At 68.6% G+C, this 18,936-nt stretch carries 15 protein-coding genes and 1 pseudogene; 3 read left to right on the forward strand and 13 right to left on the reverse strand.

Annotation, left to right across the window (positions count from 1 at the left end; all coding sequences use genetic code 11):
• Positions 1-213 precede the first annotated feature (213 nt).
• Positions 214-2,388, forward strand: coding sequence for an MMPL family transporter (locus ACH4UK_RS21505; RefSeq protein ID WP_398358485.1), 2,175 nt, complete (start codon positions 214-216; stop codon positions 2,386-2,388).
• A gap of 72 nt (positions 2,389-2,460) precedes the next feature.
• Here the strand turns inward: ACH4UK_RS21505 and ACH4UK_RS21510 are convergent, their stop codons facing one another.
• Complete coding sequence (locus ACH4UK_RS21510; protein ID WP_398358487.1) at positions 2,461-3,231, reverse strand: PIG-L deacetylase family protein; 771 nt, start codon at positions 3,229-3,231, stop codon at positions 2,461-2,463.
• Positions 3,231-4,916 (reverse strand): bifunctional N-acetylglucosamine-1-phosphate uridyltransferase/glucosamine-1-phosphate acetyltransferase, encoded by a 1,686-nt coding sequence (locus ACH4UK_RS21515; RefSeq protein ID WP_398358489.1) that lies wholly within the window; start codon positions 4,914-4,916, stop codon positions 3,231-3,233. The genes ACH4UK_RS21510 and ACH4UK_RS21515 overlap by 1 nt, the downstream gene beginning before the upstream one ends.
• A gap of 214 nt (positions 4,917-5,130) precedes the next feature.
• On the opposite strand from ACH4UK_RS21515, the gene ACH4UK_RS21520 reads away from it, so the two are divergent.
• Together ACH4UK_RS21520 and ACH4UK_RS21525 are read left to right on the forward strand one after the other, a co-directional pair.
• Positions 5,131-6,393, forward strand: a complete 1,263-nt coding sequence (locus ACH4UK_RS21520; protein ID WP_398358491.1) for a macrolide family glycosyltransferase — start codon at positions 5,131-5,133, stop codon at positions 6,391-6,393.
• Between the two features lie 100 nt (positions 6,394-6,493).
• Positions 6,494-7,069, forward strand: a complete 576-nt coding sequence (locus ACH4UK_RS21525) for a hypothetical protein (protein ID WP_398358493.1) — start codon at positions 6,494-6,496, stop codon at positions 7,067-7,069.
• On the opposite strand, the gene ACH4UK_RS21530 is transcribed toward ACH4UK_RS21525, so the two are convergent.
• From ACH4UK_RS21530 to ACH4UK_RS21580, 11 genes and pseudogenes are all read right to left on the reverse strand, one after another.
• On the reverse strand, positions 7,000-8,967 hold the full coding sequence (locus tag ACH4UK_RS21530) for an ABC1 kinase family protein (RefSeq protein WP_398358495.1): 1,968 nt from the start codon (positions 8,965-8,967) through the stop codon (positions 7,000-7,002). The genes ACH4UK_RS21525 and ACH4UK_RS21530 overlap by 70 nt on opposite strands.
• Before the next feature lie 19 nt (positions 8,968-8,986).
• Positions 8,987-9,778 carry an ABC transporter permease gene (locus tag ACH4UK_RS21535; RefSeq protein WP_398358497.1) on the reverse strand — a complete coding sequence of 264 codons (792 nt, stop codon included), beginning with the start codon at positions 9,776-9,778 and terminating at the stop codon, positions 8,987-8,989.
• A complete protein-coding gene (locus tag ACH4UK_RS21540) occupies positions 9,778-10,752 on the reverse strand; it encodes an ATP-binding cassette domain-containing protein (protein WP_398358499.1) in 975 nt (324 codons plus the stop codon). Before ACH4UK_RS21540 ends, ACH4UK_RS21535 begins: the two co-directional genes overlap by 1 nt.
• Before the next feature lie 50 nt (positions 10,753-10,802).
• Positions 10,803-12,482 carry a phytoene desaturase family protein gene (locus ACH4UK_RS21545; protein ID WP_398358501.1) on the reverse strand — a complete coding sequence of 560 codons (1,680 nt, stop codon included), beginning with the start codon at positions 12,480-12,482 and terminating at the stop codon, positions 10,803-10,805.
• Positions 12,483-12,577: 95 nt separating this feature from the next.
• Positions 12,578-13,672 carry a beta-ketoacyl synthase N-terminal-like domain-containing protein gene (locus tag ACH4UK_RS21550; RefSeq protein WP_398358503.1) on the reverse strand — a complete coding sequence of 365 codons (1,095 nt, stop codon included), beginning with the start codon at positions 13,670-13,672 and terminating at the stop codon, positions 12,578-12,580.
• A 63-nt stretch (positions 13,673-13,735) separates the two neighbouring features.
• Positions 13,736-14,131 carry a hypothetical protein gene (locus tag ACH4UK_RS21555; RefSeq protein WP_398358505.1) on the reverse strand — a complete coding sequence of 132 codons (396 nt, stop codon included), beginning with the start codon at positions 14,129-14,131 and terminating at the stop codon, positions 13,736-13,738.
• A gap of 1 nt (position 14,132) precedes the next feature.
• Complete coding sequence (locus tag ACH4UK_RS21560) at positions 14,133-14,507, reverse strand: hypothetical protein (RefSeq protein ID WP_398358506.1); 375 nt, start codon at positions 14,505-14,507, stop codon at positions 14,133-14,135.
• Between the two features lie 34 nt (positions 14,508-14,541).
• Positions 14,542-14,892 (reverse strand): hypothetical protein, encoded by a 351-nt coding sequence (locus ACH4UK_RS21565; protein WP_398358507.1) that lies wholly within the window; start codon positions 14,890-14,892, stop codon positions 14,542-14,544.
• A 216-nt stretch (positions 14,893-15,108) separates the two neighbouring features.
• Positions 15,109-16,284 (reverse strand): annotated as a pseudogene (locus ACH4UK_RS21570) (macrolide family glycosyltransferase); the annotation flags it as partial.
• A 19-nt stretch (positions 16,285-16,303) separates the two neighbouring features.
• Positions 16,304-17,494 carry a cytochrome P450 gene (locus ACH4UK_RS21575; RefSeq protein WP_398358508.1) on the reverse strand — a complete coding sequence of 397 codons (1,191 nt, stop codon included), beginning with the start codon at positions 17,492-17,494 and terminating at the stop codon, positions 16,304-16,306.
• A gap of 5 nt (positions 17,495-17,499) precedes the next feature.
• Positions 17,500-18,936: alpha/beta fold hydrolase (locus ACH4UK_RS21580; RefSeq protein ID WP_398358510.1), on the reverse strand; the 1,437-nt coding region annotated here is incomplete at its 5' end.

The raw sequence follows: 18,936 nt of genomic DNA on the forward strand, positions 1-18,936 counted from the left end.
GCGCCGAGAGCGGATCCACGGCCCGGACGGCCGGCGGTTGTCAACAACTTGCCAGCGGAGCGTCCTTTTCCCGAACGTCGCCATAGCGTAGGAGGTCATGCCTGACTGCGAGTCCGTCTTTCCCGATGTCCGACCAGCAGATCCAGAGCAGCATGCCGACCCTTTACCCCACCTCGTCGGCGGCAAGAAGCACATCTTCAAACAAGGAGCGTCATGTTCGGACGGATAGGACGGTTTTCCGTCAAACGGCCGTGGCTGACCATCGTGACCTGGATCGTCTCGGTGATCGCCCTGGCCGCACTGGCACCGGATCTGAAATCCAGTACCGACCAGGCCGACTTCCTGCCGTCTCACTATGAGTCCGTGCAGGTGGGCAAGTTGCAGGAGACCGCGTTCCCCAAGCAGGAGACCGCGGCGGCCATTCTGGTGTTTCAGCGGTCCGACGGCGCGGCCCTGAACGCGGCCGACAAGGCCGACGTGGCCAAGGCCACCGAAGCGTTCCAGAAAAAGGGCTACGAGACCTTCAAGAGCGTGGTGACCACGCCGGAGGCGGTCTCCAAGGACGGGAAGCTCGCGCTGGCCAGTGTCTTCTCCTCGGAGAAGGATCTCGGCGCCGATCCCACGCTCGACTCGGTCAAGGAACTGCGGGCGGACAGCAAGGAACAGCTCGCGGGAACGTCACTGAAGCTGGGCGTCACCGGCCTGGCCGCGACCACCCTGGACGCCGTCGAATCGGCGGGCGACACCGACGCCATGATCATGATGGCGACGCTGGTCCTGATCATCGTGCTGCTCGGAGCCATCTTCCGCAGCCCGCTCATCGCCCTGCTGCCGGTCCTGATGATCATCATCATGTTCCTGATGGCCCAGGGCCTGATCTCGACCGCGAACCACCTCTTCGGCCTCGAGGCGGACAGCGGGAACTCCGCGATCCTCATCGTGGTGCTGTTCGGTGTCGGGACGGACTACATCCTCTTCCTGCTCTTCCGCTACCGGGAGCACCTGCGGACGGGTCAGGAACCCAAGCAGGCGCTCATCGACGCGGTCGCGCGGGTCGGCGAGACCATCGCCTCGGCCGCGGGTGCGGTCATCGTGGCCTTCCTCGCCCTGCTGCTCTCCAGCATGGGCAGCATGCGGGCGCTCGGTCCGTCGCTGGCCATCTCGGTCGCCGTGACCCTCGTCGCCGGACTGACCCTGGTGCCCGCGGTCTTCTCCCTGCTGGGGACCAAGGCCTTCTGGCCGTCCAAGTCCTGGCAGCGGCAGCCGCAGAACAAGCTCGCCAACGGCCTCGGCAACGCCGTGTCCAAGCGTCCCGCCCTGGTCGCCGCCGTCTCCGGTGGGGTGCTCGCCGTGCTCGCTCTGGGAGCGCTCGGCTTCAAGCCGGAGTTCGACTCCGAGAGCTCGCTCCCGAAGAACCTGGAGTCCGTCCAGGCGATGGCGGACATCCAGAAGAGCTTCGCGGCGGGCGAGACCGAGCCCAGCCTCGTGTACCTCGTGTCCAAGAGCGGCGAGAAGCTGGACCCGGCCGCCCTGAAGGGGTTCCAGGAGAAGATCTCCCAGGTGGACGGGGTCGGCGAGGTCTCTCCCGCCCAGCTCAACCCCAAGGGTGATGTGGCGCAGTTCAGCGCGGTGCTGAAGTTCAGGCCCGCGTCGGAGAAGGCGATCGACCTGGTCTCCGGCACGTTCCGCGACACGACGCACGACAGTGCGCCCGAGGGCACCAAGGCCATGGTGGGCGGCCAGACAGCGCTGCTCGCCGACATCGAGACGGCGGTCAACCACGACTACAAGCTGGTCTTCCCCGCCGCCGGCCTGGCCATCATGCTCATTCTCGGCCTGCTGCTGCGCAGCCTGGTCGCGCCCATCTACCTGATGTTCGCCGTCGGCCTCGGCTTCTGTGCGACCCTCGGGTCGACCGTGTGGCTCTTCCAGGACATCAAGGGCGAGAACGGGCTGCTGTTCATGCTGCCGATCATCGTCTATCTCTTCGTGGTGGCGATCGGTACCGACTACAACATCCTCATGATGGCCCGCCTGCGCGAAGAGGTCGGGCGCGGGACCTCCCCGGCCGAGGCGGTACGGCTCGCGGTGGCCCAGTCGACACCCACCATCAGCGCCGCCGCCGTCATCCTGGCGGGCACCTTCGGCGTCCTGATGCTGGCCGGCAACACCATGCTTCAGCAGATGGGCTTCGCCGTCGCGTTCGGCATCCTGCTGACCGCGTTCGTCATGGCCCTGATGCTGGTGCCCACGGTGACCACCCTGCTGGGCTCCAAGGCCTGGTGGCCCAAGGACATCAGCCGGTCCGCCGCCGTCCCGGCGGCTCCGCAGTCCGGTTCGTCCAAGGACAAGGATCCCGACACGGTGTCCGAATCCGCCGGAGTGTGAACCACGAACGCCGGCCCCTCCGCGACCTGGTCGCGGAGGGGCCGGCGTCATTTCTCCCGCCGGAGCGGCGGCTCAGACCGCCTGCACCGGCCAGAACAGCTCGCCCCGGAAGTCCCCGCCGTGTGACGACGCGTGGGCGTCCAGCATGGCCCGGAAGTCGGTGTCCTGCGGCCAGAGCATCGCGTGCTGCGACCGGTAGCACTCGATCGCCTCGTACTTCGCCTTCCAGGAAGCGTCATCGGCGCTCTCCGCCCGTGCGGGCAGCCGGATCGCCCCCTTCGGCAGAGCGGGCGCGTCCGAGCCCTGCAGCCCGTACGGCAGGTCCTCCCAGCACAGCACGGGAACCTTCCCCGCCACCGCCGTGACGACGGCGTCGCGGGTGCGGCGGTGGTCTATGTGATTGCCGACCGCCGCGCAGGTGAACACCGTGTCCGGCTGGTGCAGTTCGACAAGTTCGGTGACCAGTTCCGCCATGCCCAGACAGAGTTCGGGCTCGGCCTGCTCGCTGCCCTGCACCATCGGTCCGTCGATGTCGATCAGCCATTCGCCCCCGGGAAGCCGCCGGTAGATGGCGTCCAGGAACGAGCCGTGGGACACCTCCGCGCCCAGCAGCGTCACCGCTGCCCGGTCTTCCTCCCGGCGGTGCTGGATCGGCTCCGTGTCGAGCTTCCAGGTGTAGTGGAAGTACTCGGCGACCGGAGCGTACGGCAGCGGCGGGATGCCCGCGAACATCGTGTGAACTACCACCTCGGCTCCCTGGGAGGCGAGGTCGTGTATGCGCGCACCCATGGAGAGGACGGCATCGTCCAGGTGGGGTGAGACAACCAGGATCTTGTGAGACATCAGGAAGTAGGCCGTTCCTCTTCAGGCAGTACGCCGGGCACTTGTTGCTGCGCCCCCACGGGTTCCGGGGCATCGGCGATATCGCCCTGCGCCATGGCCGCCGCGACGGCGGACGCCGAGCCGGGGCGGTTCTTCTGGACCCAGCCGGGGATGTTGCGCTGTTTGATGGATCCCTCGGAGATCACCAGCGCACCCGGGGGCACGTCCTTGCTGATGACCGCGCGCCCTCCCGAGTAGGCGCCGTCTCCTACGGTGACCGGGGCGATGATTCCGTTCTGGCCGCCGATCCGCACGTTTCGGCCCACGATGGACCGGTACTTCTCACGGCCGTCATAGTTGGCGAACGCGGTGAGACCACCGATGTTGCTGCCCTCACCGATGTCGGCATCCCCGACATAGGACAGATGCGGCACCTTGGCGCCCTCACCGATATGGGAGTTCTTGATCTCGACGAAGGTGCCCGCCTTGGCCCGGTCGTCGAGCCGGGTGTCGGGGCGCAGGAGCGCGTAGGGGCCGACATTGACCCCGTCGCCCAGCGACGCCTGCTCCAGGACGGAGTTCGCGATGGACGTGTCCGCGCCGACGACGCTCCCACGCAGCGTCGAGTACGCCTCCACAACGGTGCGCGCGCCGATGGTGGAGCCCACCACGGTGGACCTCACCACCTGCGCGCCGGCGGCCACGATCGAGTCCCGCACATCGGACCCCGGGCCGACCGAGGCGCCCTGCTGCACGGTGGTCGTACCCCGCAGATGGGTGTGCGGGTGGATGACGGCGCCCGCTTCGAGCGACACGTCGATGTCGATCCAGGTGGTCGCCGGATCGATGATCTCGACGCCCGCCGCCATCCACCAGCGGTTCAGGCGGTCACGGAGCGCTGCCCGGACACGGGCCAGTTGGCCCTGGTCGTTGGCCCCGAGAATGTCGTCGGAGTCCTCGGCCGTCGCGATGCCGATGCGGTCCCCGTTCCCGGTGAAGCGCTCGGCCACGGCGACGAGGTACTCGCCCGAGGCGTCCCCGGAGGACAGCAGGTGCTCGAAGGCCGCACGCAGGGCCGTCGAATCGAACGCGTAGACGCCCGCTCCCACCTCCCGGGGTTCGTCGCCCTCACGCGGCGAGCCGCTGTTCGGGAGGGTCAGCGCCTCGAACTCGCCCACCTCGGAACGGACGACCAGGCTGTAGCCCGGCGCCTCCCGCAACCAGCCCGAGAGCAGGGTCATCGCGTTCTGCGACTTCTCGTGCTCCGTGATCAGCCGGCGCAGCGTGGGCGGCGTGAGCAACGGTGCGTCACTGCAGGTCACCACGATGGTGCCGGTGAAGCCGCCGAGCTCGCCGAGGCCCGCGAGCAGCGCGTGGCCGTACCCGTTCTGGCTCTCCTGCACGGCGATGTCCAGGGCGAGGCCGGAGCTGTCGCGCCGCTCCTGCGCGTATCGCGTGACCTGATCGTCCTCGCCCGCGGTCACCACGACGATGCGCGACGGTCTCAGGGCTTCGACCGCGTCGAACACATGCCCAAGCATGGCCCGCCCGCCCACCTGTCTCAGAACCTTCCGGCCCGCCCCCATGCGCTCGCCCCGCCCCGCGGCGAGGACGACGACGGCCAACTCACCGCCCCCGGGTGGAGGCCCCTCACGTCTGACGGCCGATGGATCCGTGCTCCCACCGAGAGCTTTCTGAGAAATCATCGCAACCAGCCTTTCAGAAGGCGAACCAGATTCATTCCGGGCAGTGTTCAGTTCGTCACAGGGAACGGGAGGGGGGAGCGCAGCCGCAAGCTTTGGCCGAGCTTTGGCAGGAAGTTGACGGACTCCTCGACCGGACTACCGCGATTTTCTACTCTTACCGGAGTGGATGACCCCAACCGGCCACCTCGATACGGCTGGACGGCACGATCTGGAGATGGCAATGGATACCCGCGGGGCAGAACAGCAGAATAGGGATTCCGACGCACGGGAACCCGCGCACATCGCACTCTTCAATATCCCTGCGGACGGGCATGTTTTCCCGAACCTGGCTTTGGCCGCCGAGCTGACGAAACGCGGACACCGGGTCAGTTTCTCCATCGACGAGAAACACGCCCCTCAGGTCGCCGCCACCGGGGCCACCCCCGTGCTGTACGACACGACCTTCCCCGACGCGAGTCGCGGCGAACGATTTCCGATCGACGATGTCATAGCGATGTCCTCGTTCTTCCTGAACGAGGCGATCACCGTGCTGCCGCAACAGCGCGAGGCGTTCGGGAGCGACGTTCCCGATCTGGTCGTCTATGACTACGCCGCGCTATCGGCGCAGGTTCTGGCACATCAGTGGGGGGTTCCCGCGGTCAGGATCTCCCCGACCCGCGTCTCCGCCCGTACGTACGAGGACGATCTGGCCCCCTTCTACGCATCGGTGTTCGACAACCCCGACTGGCTCGCCTATCTCGACCGTTTCCAGGAATTCCTCGACGCAGGCGATATCAAGATCTCCGTCGACGAGTTCCTCTATGTGGGGCTGGCCGACCGTTATCTGGTGACGATCCCCGAGGCGTTCCAGTCCGATGCGGCGGAACTGGGCGACCGCTATGACTTCGTCGGTCCCATCATTCGCGACGAGGACCACCAGGCCGACTGGCAGCCCCCTTCCGACGGACGCCCCGTCGTCCTCGTCGCCTTCGGCACCGTGGCACCCGAAGTGCCCGCAGTGCAGCAAATCTTCTTCGAATGCGCGGAAGCATTCGCCGATACGCCCTGGCATGTGGTGATGTCGATCGGCAACCACCTGACCGCGGAGGACTTCGGCCCGCTTCCCAAGAATGTCGAAGTCATCGCGGATGCACCGCAGTTGCAGATCCTCTCGCAGGCCGCCGCTTTCATCACCCATGCCGGAATGGGGTCGACCATGGAGGCAATCCACCACGGGGTCCCCATGGTCGCCGTGCCCCTCGCCTTCGATCAGATGGAGAACGCCCGGCTCATCGCCGAACTCGGACTCGGTGTGCGCGTGCCCTTCGAGGGAATCGTCGGAGAGGACCTGCGCGACGCGGTGGAGCAGGTGACCGCGGACGGTGACGCGGCGGATCACCTGGACGCCGTGCGGCAACGGATGCAGGCCGCGGGCGGCGCCCGCACAGCGGCCGACGCCATCGAACGTCTTCTCGAGGCCCGCCGGCCCGGTGCGTGAGGACGCTCGCCCCGGGAGGTCCGGCCTCCGCCGCACGGGGGAGGCGAAGATCGCTCCACGGTCGGACGTCCGCACAGATCAGAAATGTCAGCATTTAATTATGGAATCCACTCGCGGTCACCGCTGGGCGGCCGGCACGGCAGTCGTCTGGATGGCCGTCTCCACCATCACGCATGTCGGTGCGGCGTTCATTCCGAAGGAGTCGGCGGTGGCCCCGGGCGCCCCCTGGGGCTACACCGCCTATCTCGTGTACGACGCACTCATCATCGCCATGTCCGTGGTCGGCACCCTCGTCTGCCTCGCGACGGTCCGCCCCTGGGGGGACCGCGTTCCGCGCCTGGCCGTCCTCGCCCCGTTGGTCATCGGATCCGTGCTCCTCTTCGTACGCGGGGTTCCCGGGTTCATCGAGATCGTCCTGGTGACCACGGGGGTCACCCCGAGAGGCCTGTGGGCGCTGGTCGACGATTCGGCGAGAGTGATCCCCGAGTCGCAGATGGTGCGCGACGCGCTGATCAACGGGTACTTCTTCCTCGGCGCCCTGTGCCTCATTCCCACCACGCTCGCCTACGCACGCCGCACCCGGCGTACCGGTGGGGGCGGCGCCGGTCAGCGCCTCGCCCGGAAGACGACGAAGAGCATGCGCAGGCCCAGCGCACCCGCCAGGACGAGCAGGTGATAGCCCAGCAGCTGGAACAGGCCTATGCCGGGAACGAGCGCCGGCCCGCCGTCGATGCTGAGCAGAATCACCGCCATCACGCCGCTGGTCGCCGCCATGAAGGTGAGCAGGACATCGTGGACGAGTGACCGGAGATAGGACCGGTCACGGGCGTTGGCGAACAGGCGGACGCTCATGCCGAAGCGTCCCTGCTCCAGCGCGCTGGTCACCCGGTCCACCCGGCGGGGAAGGCGGCGGACCAGATCCCAGACCGCCATCATGTCCGACGCGCTCAGAGGCAGCCCCATGGCGGCGGTCGCTCCCCCGGCGTCGGCCGTGCCGCGGAACCCGCCGTCGGCGAGCCGGCGGGCCTCGTCCACCATGGTGAACCCCGGGGAGATCAGCATCAGCGTCCCCTCCAGGGTGCCCAGCGCCCGGAACACCGCGGCCGCTTCCGGCGGGATGTTCAGCCCGTAGGTCGAGACCAGCCGGAAGAGATCGGTGAACACCTGGACGTTCGGCACGCTGCCCGGGGCGAAGTGACGCGAGAGGAAGCGGCCGAGCGCCCGCTCCAGGCCCTGCTCGTCGATCTCCTCGGACCGCGCCACGATGGTCAGCAGCGCATCGCACAGGGCCGCCCCGTCCCCGCTGTGCACGGCGAAGAGGAACGCCCTGAGCCCGGAACGCACCTGGGAGTCGATCCGGCCGACCGAGCCGAAGTCGATGACCCCGATCCCGCCGTCGTCCAGCAGAAGGATGTTGCCCGGGTGCGGGTCGGCGTGGAACGTGCCGGCCACCATGACCTGTTCCAGCATGTAGGCCAGCAGCCTGCGGGCCAGCTCGAGCCGCTCCTCGGCTCCCCACGCGACGGACGTGTGCGCCGAGCTGATCGGTGTGCCGGAGAGCCGCTCCAGGACCAGCACCCGCTCGCTGGACATCTCCTCGTGCACCAGCGGGACCCGGACGGCGGACGTGTCACGGGAGGACCGGGCAGCCGCGACGGTGGCGATGTTCGCCGCCTCGATGCGGAAGTCGAGTTCCTCCTGGACGGAGACGGCGAACCCGTCGGCCAGGGCCACCGCTCCGAGCGTGCGGGCCCATGCGGTGCGCCGCTCCAGCATCCTGGCGAACCGCGCGATGATCTCGAGGTCGCACTCGACGGCCTCCCGGATGCCCGGCCGGCGGACCTTCACGACCACTTCCTCACCGGAGTGCAGCCGTGCCGCGTGCACTTGGGCGATGGAGGCCGCGGCGATGGGCTCCGGGTCGAACGCCGCGAAGACCTGCTCCAGAGGCTCGTGGAACTCGTGGTTCAGCGATTCCCTCACCATGTCCCAGGGCTCCGGCTGCACCTGGAAGTGCAGCTCGCTGAGCTCGGCGATGAGTTCCTGCGGAAGCATGTCCCGCCGTGTGGAGAGCACCTGGCCCAGCTTGACGAAGGTCGCTCCCCCCTCCTCCAGGGCCAGCCGGAGCGGCTTGGCCAGCCCGCTCATTCCGCCGCGGGCCGCCCAGCCGCGGCCCGGAGGACGTCCGCTGAGGTAGGGGCGCAGCCCGTGCCGCATCAGGATGGAGACGATGTGGAAGTACCGGCGCATGCGGGCGATCCGGGACCGGACCGCCCGCAGCCACCCTCGCGGCCAGCCCACCGAGCCGCTGGGCGCGACCACTTCGAGGACCGCCAGGAACCCCGTGGTCAGCACGAGGGTCGACCCGAACTGCACTCCGGTGAGAATGCCCCGCTGTTCGGGCCGCTGCATCAGCAGGCTGAACACGGAGAGGCCGGCGATGCTCACCAACCCGGCGAGCAGGGACCGGATGAAGCCGATGCGCAGTCCCAGCAGCCGACGAGCGGTTACCACGAACGCGACGATGAACGCGGCCATCATCAGGAGAGCCAGGGGGAATTCGGCCGCCTCCATCACAACAGACTCTCCCGATTCAGCGTACGGCGGCCCGCTGGTACGCCCGAGCGGCCAGGGGGACGACGATGGCCAGCATCACACCGAGGGTGAGGAGGGCGGTCGCCAGGGGGTGCTGGGCCGGGAGCGCGTCGCTGACCACGGTCGACGGGTTCCCCCACAGGTCGCGACAGGCACTGACCACCGAACTGACCGGATTCCACTCGGCGATGACCTGCATCCAGCGGGGCAGACCGTCGAGCGGGACGAAGGAGTTCGACAGCAGGGCGAAGGGCATGACCAGCATGGACGCGATGGAGTTCACGGCCTCGGGGCTGCGCACCACGAGCCCGATGAGGGCCCCGAGCCAGCACATGGAGAAGCCGAGCAGCATCAGCAGCCCGAACCCGGCCAGCGTCTTCAGGATGCCGTGGTGCGCCTTCCATCCGATGAGCACGCCGACGACCGCCATGACCAGGCAGCTCAGCGCGGTCATGGTCATGTCCGAGAAGGTCCGGCCGAGCAGCACGGCGTAGCGGGACATCGGCAACGACCGGAAGCGGTCGACCAGACCGTTCTTCAGGTCGTCCGCCACACCGGCGGCGCTGGTGCCGACGGCGGAGAACATCACCTGGGTGAAGATGCCCGCCATGATGTATTCGCGGTAGTTGCCGCCGCCGGGGACGGTCATCGCGCTGCCGAAGATGAAGCCGAAGATGAGGACCATGACGACCGGCGCCACGGTCACACCGATGAGCTTCTCGGGCACGCGCACGATGTGCCGCATATGGCGGCCCGTCAGAGCTGCTGTGTCCATTGCGAGTTCTCGCATCAGGCCGCCTCCGCCTCGTCCTTGGTCGCCGACTCGGCGCTTGAGCGTCCCGTCAGGGCGAGAAAGACGTCGTCCATCGACGGTCTGCGCATCGCGAAGTCCGCGACGTCGATGTTCGCCGATCGCAGGGCCACGGCCGCGTCGGCGATGGCGTCGATGCCCGATGCAACCGGCACCGACACGCTGCGCCCGTCGTCACCGACCACCGGTGCACCCACCGAGACCTGGGCCATCAGCCGGGCGACCTCGGGCGAACTCTTCGGGTCGGTCACGGTGACCTCCAGCCACTCGCCGCCGACCTTGCGCTTGAGTTCGTCGGGGGTGCCCTCCGCGATGAGCTTCCCCTGGTCGATCACCGCGATGCGGTCGGCGAGCTGGTCGGCCTCCTCCAGGTACTGCGTGGTCAGCAGTACGGTGACGCCCGCCTCGACCTGTTCACGGACCATCGACCACAACGTCATGCGGCTCGTCAGGTCGAGACCGGTGGTCGGCTCGTCGAGGAAGAGGACGGCCGGGTCCGCCAGCAGGCTGGCCGCCAGGTCCAGTCGGCGTCGCATACCGCCGGAGTACGTCTTGGAGACCCGGTCGGCGGCCTTGGTCAGGTCGAACCGCTCCAGCAGCTCGGCGGCCCGCACCTTGGCGTTCTTGCGGCCGAGCCGGTAGAGCCGGCCGATCAGGATCAGGTTCTCCCGGCCGGTGAGCCGCTCGTCCACCGCGGCGTACTGGCCGGCCAGACCGATCTTCCTGCGGACGTCCAGCGGGTGCTGACGGACGTCGAACCCCGCCACCTTCGCCTGGCCTCCGTCGGCCGGCAGCAGCGTGGCGAGGATGCGGACCATGGTGGTCTTTCCCGCACCGTTCGGCCCCAGCACCCCCAGCACCGTGCCGGCCGGCACCGACAGGTCGACGCCCTTGAGGACCTCATGGTCCCCGTACCGCTTGCATATGCCCTCTGCCTCAATGGCCGCGTCCATCGTGCCTCTCCTCGAAAGTCCTTGGACAACACCTGTGCCGTGCTGTTGGGTCAGCGGCCGATCCCCGCGAGGCCGCGTGCCGTGCGTCGACCGGTCCCCCGGGAGATCGCGACCGGATCCCATCCCGCGCCCCGCTCGGGCAGCAGGCCGGCGTCGCCCAGCACCGCGCCCGCGTGCACCTCGTGCATGAGCCGGCGTCCGAGGATCTGCGCGGCACAGGCGATCCCGCCGATGGCCACGCCGGTGATCCCACTGCCGTAACGCGTATTGGCGCCGACCACGTGCAGGCCCTCGATCGAGGTCCGGGTGTCGGGCCGGCCGCCCGCGCCTCCCCAGTCCGCGAGGCCGAAGGGGGTTCCTCCGGTGGAGAGGGTGTACCGCTCATGGGTGAGCGGCGTCGCGGCCTCGAGGTGGGTGATGTTGCTCCGGAACGGCCCGATCGCGTGCTCGGCCGCGGTCAGCATCGCCTCGGTCAGCCGGGCCTTCTGCTCCGTGTACACGCTCTTGCGGCGGTAGCGCTCGCCGTCCGCGGGACCGGCGGAGACCCCCCAGCGGTCGTACTCCGGCGGACACAGGGTCATCACCTGGAAGTTGCTGTGTCCCGGCGGCGCCACATTGCGCGAACCCGGGTCCTTCTGGGAGGCGAAGGACATGAAGAGGAACGGCACCGGGTCGATGTCCCCGTCGCCCAGCCGCCGGTAGTACGTGTCGATGTCGTCGTCCGCGTACCACCACAGGTTGGCGTTGCGGCGTTCGGGCAGCGGCCGGTCCAGCGCGACGTACAGCGTGGCGAAGGGCAGGCCCATCGTGGCCTCGCGGGTCTTCTTCACCACGCGGCGGGAGAAGTGCTCCTCGCCGACGAGGTCCAGGACGGTCCTGCGGTAGTCCGCGTTCGACACCACCAGGTTCGAGGTGAAGTGCCGGCCGTCGGCCAGCTCCACTCCGGTGGCCTTGCCGTCCTCGACGACGATGCGGTCGACCTTGGCCTTGGTGAGCAGCGTCCCACCGTGCGCCTCCAGCACCTCCACCAGGCCGGCCGCCAGCATCTGGCCGCCGCCGTCCGGGTAGTAGGCGCCCCGCACGTAGTGGTCGGTGACGGTGGCGTGCATGGCCACCGTGGCCTGGGCCGGTCCCATGCCGTAGTTCGGGGACTGCGCCGCCAGGATGGTCCGGGCCTGCGCCGACAGCCCGCAGTGGTCGAAGAGCTCGGTCAGCGTCCGACGGCCCCACTTGACGGTGACGGGCGTCCGCTGGAACAGCTCCGCGACGGTCAGGTCCTCCGCGGAGAGCAGCGCCGAGCGCATCTCGGCGCCGAGCGCCTCGCACACGTCGAGGAAGGTCTCGATGCCCGGTCCGTCCGCGGGCAGCGCCTCCGTGAGCCGCTGCCGGTACTCCTGCCAACCGGCCGGCATGAACATGGAGACACCGGGAATAACGATCTCGTCGAACCCGTCCTGGTCCATCTCCCGGTACGTCACGCGCTCACCGAGGCCGAGACCGTTGAGGATCGAGGGCAGCACGCCACCGGGACCGCAGTCCCCGAGGTAGTGCACGCCGACGTCGAACTCGTAGGCGCGGCGGCGACGGAAGACATGGCTGCTGCCGCCCGCCACATCGTGCTGTTCGATCACCAGTACCCGGTGACCGCCAACCGCCAGATAGGCGGCGCACACCAGGCCCCCGACGCCTGATCCGACGACGATGGCATCCCACTCATCCTGGTTCGTCATGCTGGGCCATTCCTAACTTGTGTCTCAAGAGCCGCAACCGTCCCAGCTTTCCGAGGCTGTTCGACAGGCCGGTGACCGGAAGATGCCATCCGCATTCATCGAAGCCGGAGCAGCGCGCACCCGATGGCGCCGTCGCGGTCCACCGACGTGATCACCGCCACCCGTCCCCGGGCGTCCGGCGCGTTCTCCGCCGCCGTGAGCACCGAGACGATCTGGAAGGCGGCGGTCGCGGCCGAGGTGTCGCCGATCAGAGCCGACTGCGGCACCCAGGCCGTCTCCGCCTCGCCGAACACGGCCGTCAGCGCCTGCCGTTCCTCGGCGCCCACCCGGCCCGCCGGGCTGGAGGGCGAGACCGCCCAGACCTGCGCGAGGTCGACGTCGGCCCGTCGCAGCGCTCGCCTGACGCACTGTTCGAGGGAGGCCGCCACGCCCTCCGCGCCGACCACCCCCGCCTCGACCAGCAGCACCTCGGCCAGACCGGTGTCCTCGGGGACCGATGCCGCGGGCTCCAGCCGGAGGACCGCGCAGCCCTCCCCCAGGGTGGTGCCGGCCTCGTCCTCGTCGCGGGTGTGGTGCTCCAGCCAGGACCTGGCGGCCGAGTACTCCTCGACGGCGCCGCACAGGACCGTGTCGGCCCGCTCCGAGACCAGCATCCGCCGCGCGTAGTTGAGTGCTTCGAGGCCGGAGGAGCGCCCTGCGGCCACGGTCGCGTTCGGCCCTCTGAGCCCGTACCAGATCGCGCACTGTCCCGAGGCGCAGTTCATCACCGTGTTCGGGAAGTGCGAGGGATCGACGTGGTAGGGCTTGTCCTGGGTGAAGGTGTCGCGGGCCAGGTCCATCATGCTCTGGGCACTGCCGGTGTTGGTGCCGAGCACCAGGGCCACCCGCGTGCCGTCCGTCTCCGGACCCGGGCTGTCCTTGAGGAGACGCCCGACCGCCGTGACGGCCAGACCCGTCACCCGGTCCATGGACCGGGTGCCCTTGCGTCCCAGCACGTCCCTGATGTTGAAATCGGGTACCAGGCAGGCTTGTTCATCGGGACCGGTCCACGTCCCCGGGTCCAGGTCCACCGCCGTCGAATGGCCCGACCTGGCTCCTTCGACGAAGGCGTGCCGGCCGATGCCGTACGGCGAAACGGCAGACCAACCGGAGATGACAGGACCACGCACCACAGCAGCCAGCGCCGTCACAGGCGATTCACTCCTTCAGTATTCGACTTCGGACCCGGCGGGGTCGAGCCCCGGCAGGCGTGCTCACAGATAGAAGACCGCCCGGTAGTCCGGCCAGCGTGCGGCCATGACCCCGGCGCCCACGGCTCTCACCTCGGGCAGCAGGGCGGTCTCGCCGTCCAGCCCGTGCGCCGTCAGGTCCGGCTCCTCGACCCAGACGTCGACTCCGGCGTCCAGCAGCACGCGCAGCCCCTCGCGGGGGTCGTTCGTCGTCGTCAGGAGCCTCTTCCCCAGGCGGAGAGGGGGGACCCGCGGCGTGCGTGCGGCATAGGTGACGGCGGGCCCGCGCAGGAGCACGTCGAGACCGCCCAGGTGGCGGTGGAAGAGATAGGCGCTGTAGAGGGTGTCGGAGAACTGTGTCTCCACCGTTCCCCTGTGCGCTCGCTCGACGATGACGAGGGAGCGGCGTCCTTCGGACATCTCACATCACCCCCATGAACAACGTCTTGTCCGCGGCGGCCACGTGGTCGGCGAACTTCGACGGCGGCCGCACGGGTACCTCGGGTATGTGCGCGACCGCGCCGCGGTCGTCGCTGCAGAAGCGGCAGGCGTACCAGTAGAAGCGGTCCGGGAACGCCTCGAGCATCTCCCGTACGAGCAGGCTCATCGACGGATAGTCCGTGGACCACTCGGCGAGGTTCCGGGGCTTGGCGTCGCCCAGCCCCTGCTGGGTGAGCATGGTGGCATAGCCGCAGGCCCAGACCTGCACCTTCGCACCGCCTTCCAGCGACGCCTGGGCGATGCGCAGCACGCTGGTGAGGAGGTCGCTCTCGTGCGGAGCGCCCATGAGGGTCATCAACAGGTCCGTATGCGGGACTTTCCTGGCCACGTCAGTGCCACACCACCCTTACTCCGGGATCGAGCAGTCGGGCGGAGATCTCCGGCATCTCCACCGTCTGTGCGGCCCGCAGCAGCCGGGCCGACGCCATTCCGCGCTGGGCGAGGGAGAAGGAGTCCACCCACAGCTCACCGCCCGCGTCGACCAGCGACTGCGCCGGGGAGTCGTCCCCGGCAGCCGCCACCACGCCGTTCTGGATGAGCAGCAGCTGCACGGGGTGCCCGGAGCGGGCCAGTTGGGCGGCGTCCTCGATGAACCGGGAACCCATGTCACCGGGTCCGCCGCCCTGACTCTCGATCAGCAGATGAGAGACCGGCCGGTCCGGACCGCTGTCATCGTGCACCGTGCTTCCCCTGCCTGTAGATGATGCGGAACTCGCGGCCTGGGCCACGGTCCGCCGGGAGAGCCCGCCGATGCCGCGGGCCACGGCGCGTCGGCCGGGCGCGGGCTTCCCTCACCGGACGGCTCTCTCGCCCTCCGCGACCCGGCCAGCATCGCCGTGAGCCCGACCGGATTCCAGTGAGACGACAAGATCCTGCCAGTCGCCGTCCACGTCGTTCAGTACGCCCTCGACCACGTCGGCCACCATGCGCGCCCCGCCCGACCGGCGGATCTCCTGCCGCATCGAAGCCACCCGGCTCGCGACGCCGCGGTCGGCGGCGATGAAGTCGACCGCCTCCCGGAGCCGGCCCGCGGTCGCCGATTCCAGGGAAAGGTGCCGCCCGAGGCCGAGCGCGGCGATCTGTGCGGCATTGGCCGGCTGGTCGTTGACCTGGGGGACCGCCACCATGGGCACCCCGTGGTGCAGGGCCTCCAGGACCGACCCCATCCCCGCGTGCGTGATGAAGGCCTGCGCCTGGGACAGGACCTTCAACTGGGGCACGGTGGCCATCACTTCGATGTTCCCGGGCAGTGGCCCGAGCACCTCGGGGTCGAGGTGGCCGATGGACATCACCACATGCCAGCGCGTGCCGGTGAACGCCTGGACGCACTGACGGTAGAACTCCGGTCTGCTGCTGCCCGCGGACCCCAGGGCGACCAGCAGCACCGGCCGGCCGTCCGCCGGCGCCTGCCAGGCCCCCTGGTCGTTCCGCTCGCTCAGGCACGGGCCGGTGAAGACGTACCGCCGGTCCGCCTGCTCGCCCTTGACCTGGAAGGTCCGCGGGATGGGCACCAGACAGCGCTCGGGCAGCCCGGTGTAGTCGTCGACGGACAGACCGATTCCCGCCCGGTCCAGGAACTGCCGGAACCTTCTGCGGTACCCCGCCCAGCGGGGATCCGCCGCGAAGAACTCCTCGTACACCTCGAGCCGCTCCCGCCGCTCCTCCGCACTGGCGGTGGAGACGTGCGTCGAGGACAGACAGATGGCCGGGACCTGCCAACGATGGGCCAGCAGACGGCCGGTCAGCGCGCCGAAGTCGTGGAGGACCAGATCGGGGCGGTCCTTCTCGAAGGCCTCCCACTGGCCGGGCAGCACGGCCTCCGCCTCGTCCAGCGCGAGGAGGGACATCGCGACCGGGTCGTCGGAGGGCCAGTCCTCGACCCGGTCCGACGCCGGCAGGGTCGTCACGTACGGGACCGGCACCGCGCCCGCCGCCCGCACCTGGGGAGCGAATTCCTCGGGTACGGCATAACTCACCCGGTGTCCTCGTCGGACCAGTTCCGTGACCATTCCCAGCGTGGGGTTCACATGCCCGTGCGCAGGGATGTTGAAGAAGGCGATATGACTCGGCATCACGAGATCCTCTGTCCGGTCAGACGGGTCTGACGGTGACGGGCAGACGCGAGGCGCCGATCATGTCGGAGGTGTCCAGGAATTCGATCTCCTGGTCGGTCCGCACCTTGATCTCCTCATAGCGATCCAGCAGGAGATTGAAGGCGATACGGCTTTCGAGGCGGGCGAGCGGGGCGCCGATGCAGTAGTGGATTCCCTGGCCGAATCCGACATGCCGGTTGGGGTCGCGGTGGATGTCGAACGTGTCGGGGTCGGGATAGGCGGTCTCGTCCCTGTTGGCCGAGGAGACCCATACGTGTACGAGCTCTCCGGCCGGGATGATCTGGTCGCCCAGCTCGACGTCCTCACTGGTCATCCGCACGAAGTTGCTGAAGGAGGGCCGGATGCGGACGACTTCCTCGATGGCCTGCGGCACCAGCGAGCGGTCCGCCCGGAGCTGCTGGTACAGCTCCGGGAAGCGGTCGAAGGTCAGGACGATGTTGCTGATCAGCGCGGCGGTCGTGGTGATGCCGCCCATGAGCAGCACACCGGCGAAGCCGACGATCTCCTCGTCGTCGAGCGTCCGGCCGTCCAGTTCGGCCTGCACCAGCGTGGTGATCAGGTCGTCGCGCGGTTCGGCACGGCGCTCCCTGATCTGCTTGAACATGTAGTTGTTGAGGGTCTTGAGCCGCATGGCCGTGGCCCGGTGGCCTTCGACCCCGGCGTTGCTGGCGTGCAGCAGGTTGGCCCACTCGGCGAAGAGCGGGGCGTCTTCGGCGGGGGCTCCGAGGATGTCCGCGATCACGGCGACGGGGAAGGGGAACGCGAAGTCCTCCGCGATGTCGAATTCCTTCTTGTCCCCGACCGCGTCGAGCAGTTCCGTCGCCAGCTGGGTCAGCCTGGTCTCCAGGCCCGCTATGTACCGGGCGCTGAACGCCTTGCTGACCAGCATCCGGAACTTACGGTGCCGGGGCTCGTCCATCGCGGCGATGTTGCCGCGGAAGAAGATGTCGTAGTCCTCCTGCGGCGGAGTGATGTCGGACATATCGCTGACGAAAGCAGCCGTGTTGGCCATGATGTGAGCGACGTCCTCGTGCCGGAAGACGGACCACTGGAACGTCTCGGCGTTGTAACTGACCGGCTCGGTCTTCCTCATCTTCTCCAGCCAGGCGAAGAAGTGGGCGTTCGCCTCCGCGGTGCCCTCGTCGCCGGCGACAGCATGGACCGTCATGGGAATCACTCCTTCACCGGAGCGGGCCCGGTGGGCTCGCCGCCATCGATTTCTTGCAGTTTCGCCGCCAGAATCCGGCCGATCTCCGCCAGCGGAGCCGGTTTCATCAGATCGGTGTGCTGCCGGTCGACCTCGCGGGTCTCGATGTTTCCGCCGACGTAGGGCTGCCAGGTGTCCGGCTTCGGGGAGATATCGATCTTGTCCAGCGTGGCCACGACGAGCAGGAGATCACCGCCGAACTTGTCCGGGGCATAGGTGTTGAACAGTTCGCTGTTGTTCGCGTAGATCTTGGTGATGGAGGCGATGTGACGCTCCTCCAACGTGGCCATGGCGCTGCCGAGCCGCTTGAGGACCTCGGTGACGCGCTGGAAGGTGAGCGGCCCCTTGCCCAGATAGCGGCGGTCGTAGCCGACCCAGCGGAGCAGGTCCGCCAGCACGTCCTGCTCGTCGATCGGGGGCATCCGCTGATTCGGGTAGGTGTCCAGGACGCCGAGCAGATCGACCGACTCCCCGAGCTCCTCGAGCCGGGTGGCCATGGCATGGGCGATGACACCGCCGGCCGAGTAGCCGACCAGCCGGTAGGGGCCCGACGCCTGCACCGCGCGCACCTGGTCGACATAGTCCTCGGCCATCTGCGCGATGGTCGAGGGCATGGACTCCTCCTGGTCCAGCCCGCGTGCCTGCAGTCCGTACACGGGGTAGTCCGGGCCGAGGTGCTTGATCAGGCCCGAGTAGCACCAACTGAGGCCACCGGCCGGATGGATGCAGAACACCGGGGAGCGGCGGCCGTGCGGGCGCAGGGGAAGCAGCACATCGAGCGGGCCGCCCTCATTGCCGTCCCCGTCGAGCCGCTCGGCCAGGTGAGCGGGCGTCGGCGCCTCGAACAGGGTGCGGATGGTGAGCTCCGCGCCGAAGGTCTCCTTGATCCGGGCGACCAGGCGGGTGGCGAGGAGGGAGTGTCCGCCCAGGTCGAAGAAGTTGTCGTCGACCCCGGCCCGCGGCACGTCCAGGACCTCCGCGAAGAGACCGCAGAGAATCTCCTCCTGCGGATTACGCGGACCCCGAACACCGGAACTCTCCCGCACCTCCGGAACCGGCAACGCCTTACGGTCCAGCTTCCCGTTCACCGTCAGAGGCAACCGCTCCAACTGCACCAGAGCCGACGGAACCATGTACTCCGGCAACATCCCCGCAGCATGCTTCCTCAACTCACCCGCATCCACCGACCCGACACCGGCCCCCGGAACCACATAACCCACCAACCGCTTGTCACCCGGACGATCCTCACGCACCACCACCGCCACATGACCCACCGACGGAAACTCCGCCAGCACCGCCTCGATCTCCCCCACCTCGATCCGGAACCCCCGAATCTTCACCTGCTCATCAGCACGCCCCACGAACTCCAACGCACCCTCGACCGACCAACACGCCACATCACC

The sequence above is a fragment of the Streptomyces sp. NPDC020884 genome (assembly GCF_044333935.1).
Taxonomy (GTDB): Bacteria; Actinomycetota; Actinomycetes; order Streptomycetales; family Streptomycetaceae; genus Streptomyces.

Bases quoted from the DNA above. Each gene is read 5' to 3' on its own strand.
- ACH4UK_RS21505 (WP_398358485.1), top strand. From the start codon at position 214: ATGTTCGGACGGATAGGACGGTTTTCCGTCAAACGGCCGTGGCTGACC.
- ACH4UK_RS21510 (WP_398358487.1), bottom strand. From the start codon at position 3,231: ATGTCTCACAAGATCCTGGTTGTCTCACCCCACCTGGACGATGCCGTC.
- ACH4UK_RS21515 (WP_398358489.1), bottom strand. From the start codon at position 4,916: ATGATTTCTCAGAAAGCTCTCGGTGGGAGCACGGATCCATCGGCCGTC.
- ACH4UK_RS21520 (WP_398358491.1), top strand. From the start codon at position 5,131: ATGGCAATGGATACCCGCGGGGCAGAACAGCAGAATAGGGATTCCGAC.
- ACH4UK_RS21525 (WP_398358493.1), top strand. From the start codon at position 6,494: ATGGAATCCACTCGCGGTCACCGCTGGGCGGCCGGCACGGCAGTCGTC.
- ACH4UK_RS21530 (WP_398358495.1), bottom strand. From the start codon at position 8,967: ATGGAGGCGGCCGAATTCCCCCTGGCTCTCCTGATGATGGCCGCGTTC.
- ACH4UK_RS21535 (WP_398358497.1), bottom strand. From the start codon at position 9,778: ATGCGAGAACTCGCAATGGACACAGCAGCTCTGACGGGCCGCCATATG.
- ACH4UK_RS21540 (WP_398358499.1), bottom strand. From the start codon at position 10,752: ATGGACGCGGCCATTGAGGCAGAGGGCATATGCAAGCGGTACGGGGAC.
- ACH4UK_RS21545 (WP_398358501.1), bottom strand. From the start codon at position 12,482: ATGACGAACCAGGATGAGTGGGATGCCATCGTCGTCGGATCAGGCGTC.
- ACH4UK_RS21555 (WP_398358505.1), bottom strand. From the start codon at position 14,131: ATGTCCGAAGGACGCCGCTCCCTCGTCATCGTCGAGCGAGCGCACAGG.
- ACH4UK_RS21560 (WP_398358506.1), bottom strand. From the start codon at position 14,507: ATGACCCTCATGGGCGCTCCGCACGAGAGCGACCTCCTCACCAGCGTG.
- ACH4UK_RS21575 (WP_398358508.1), bottom strand. From the start codon at position 17,494: ATGACGGTCCATGCTGTCGCCGGCGACGAGGGCACCGCGGAGGCGAAC.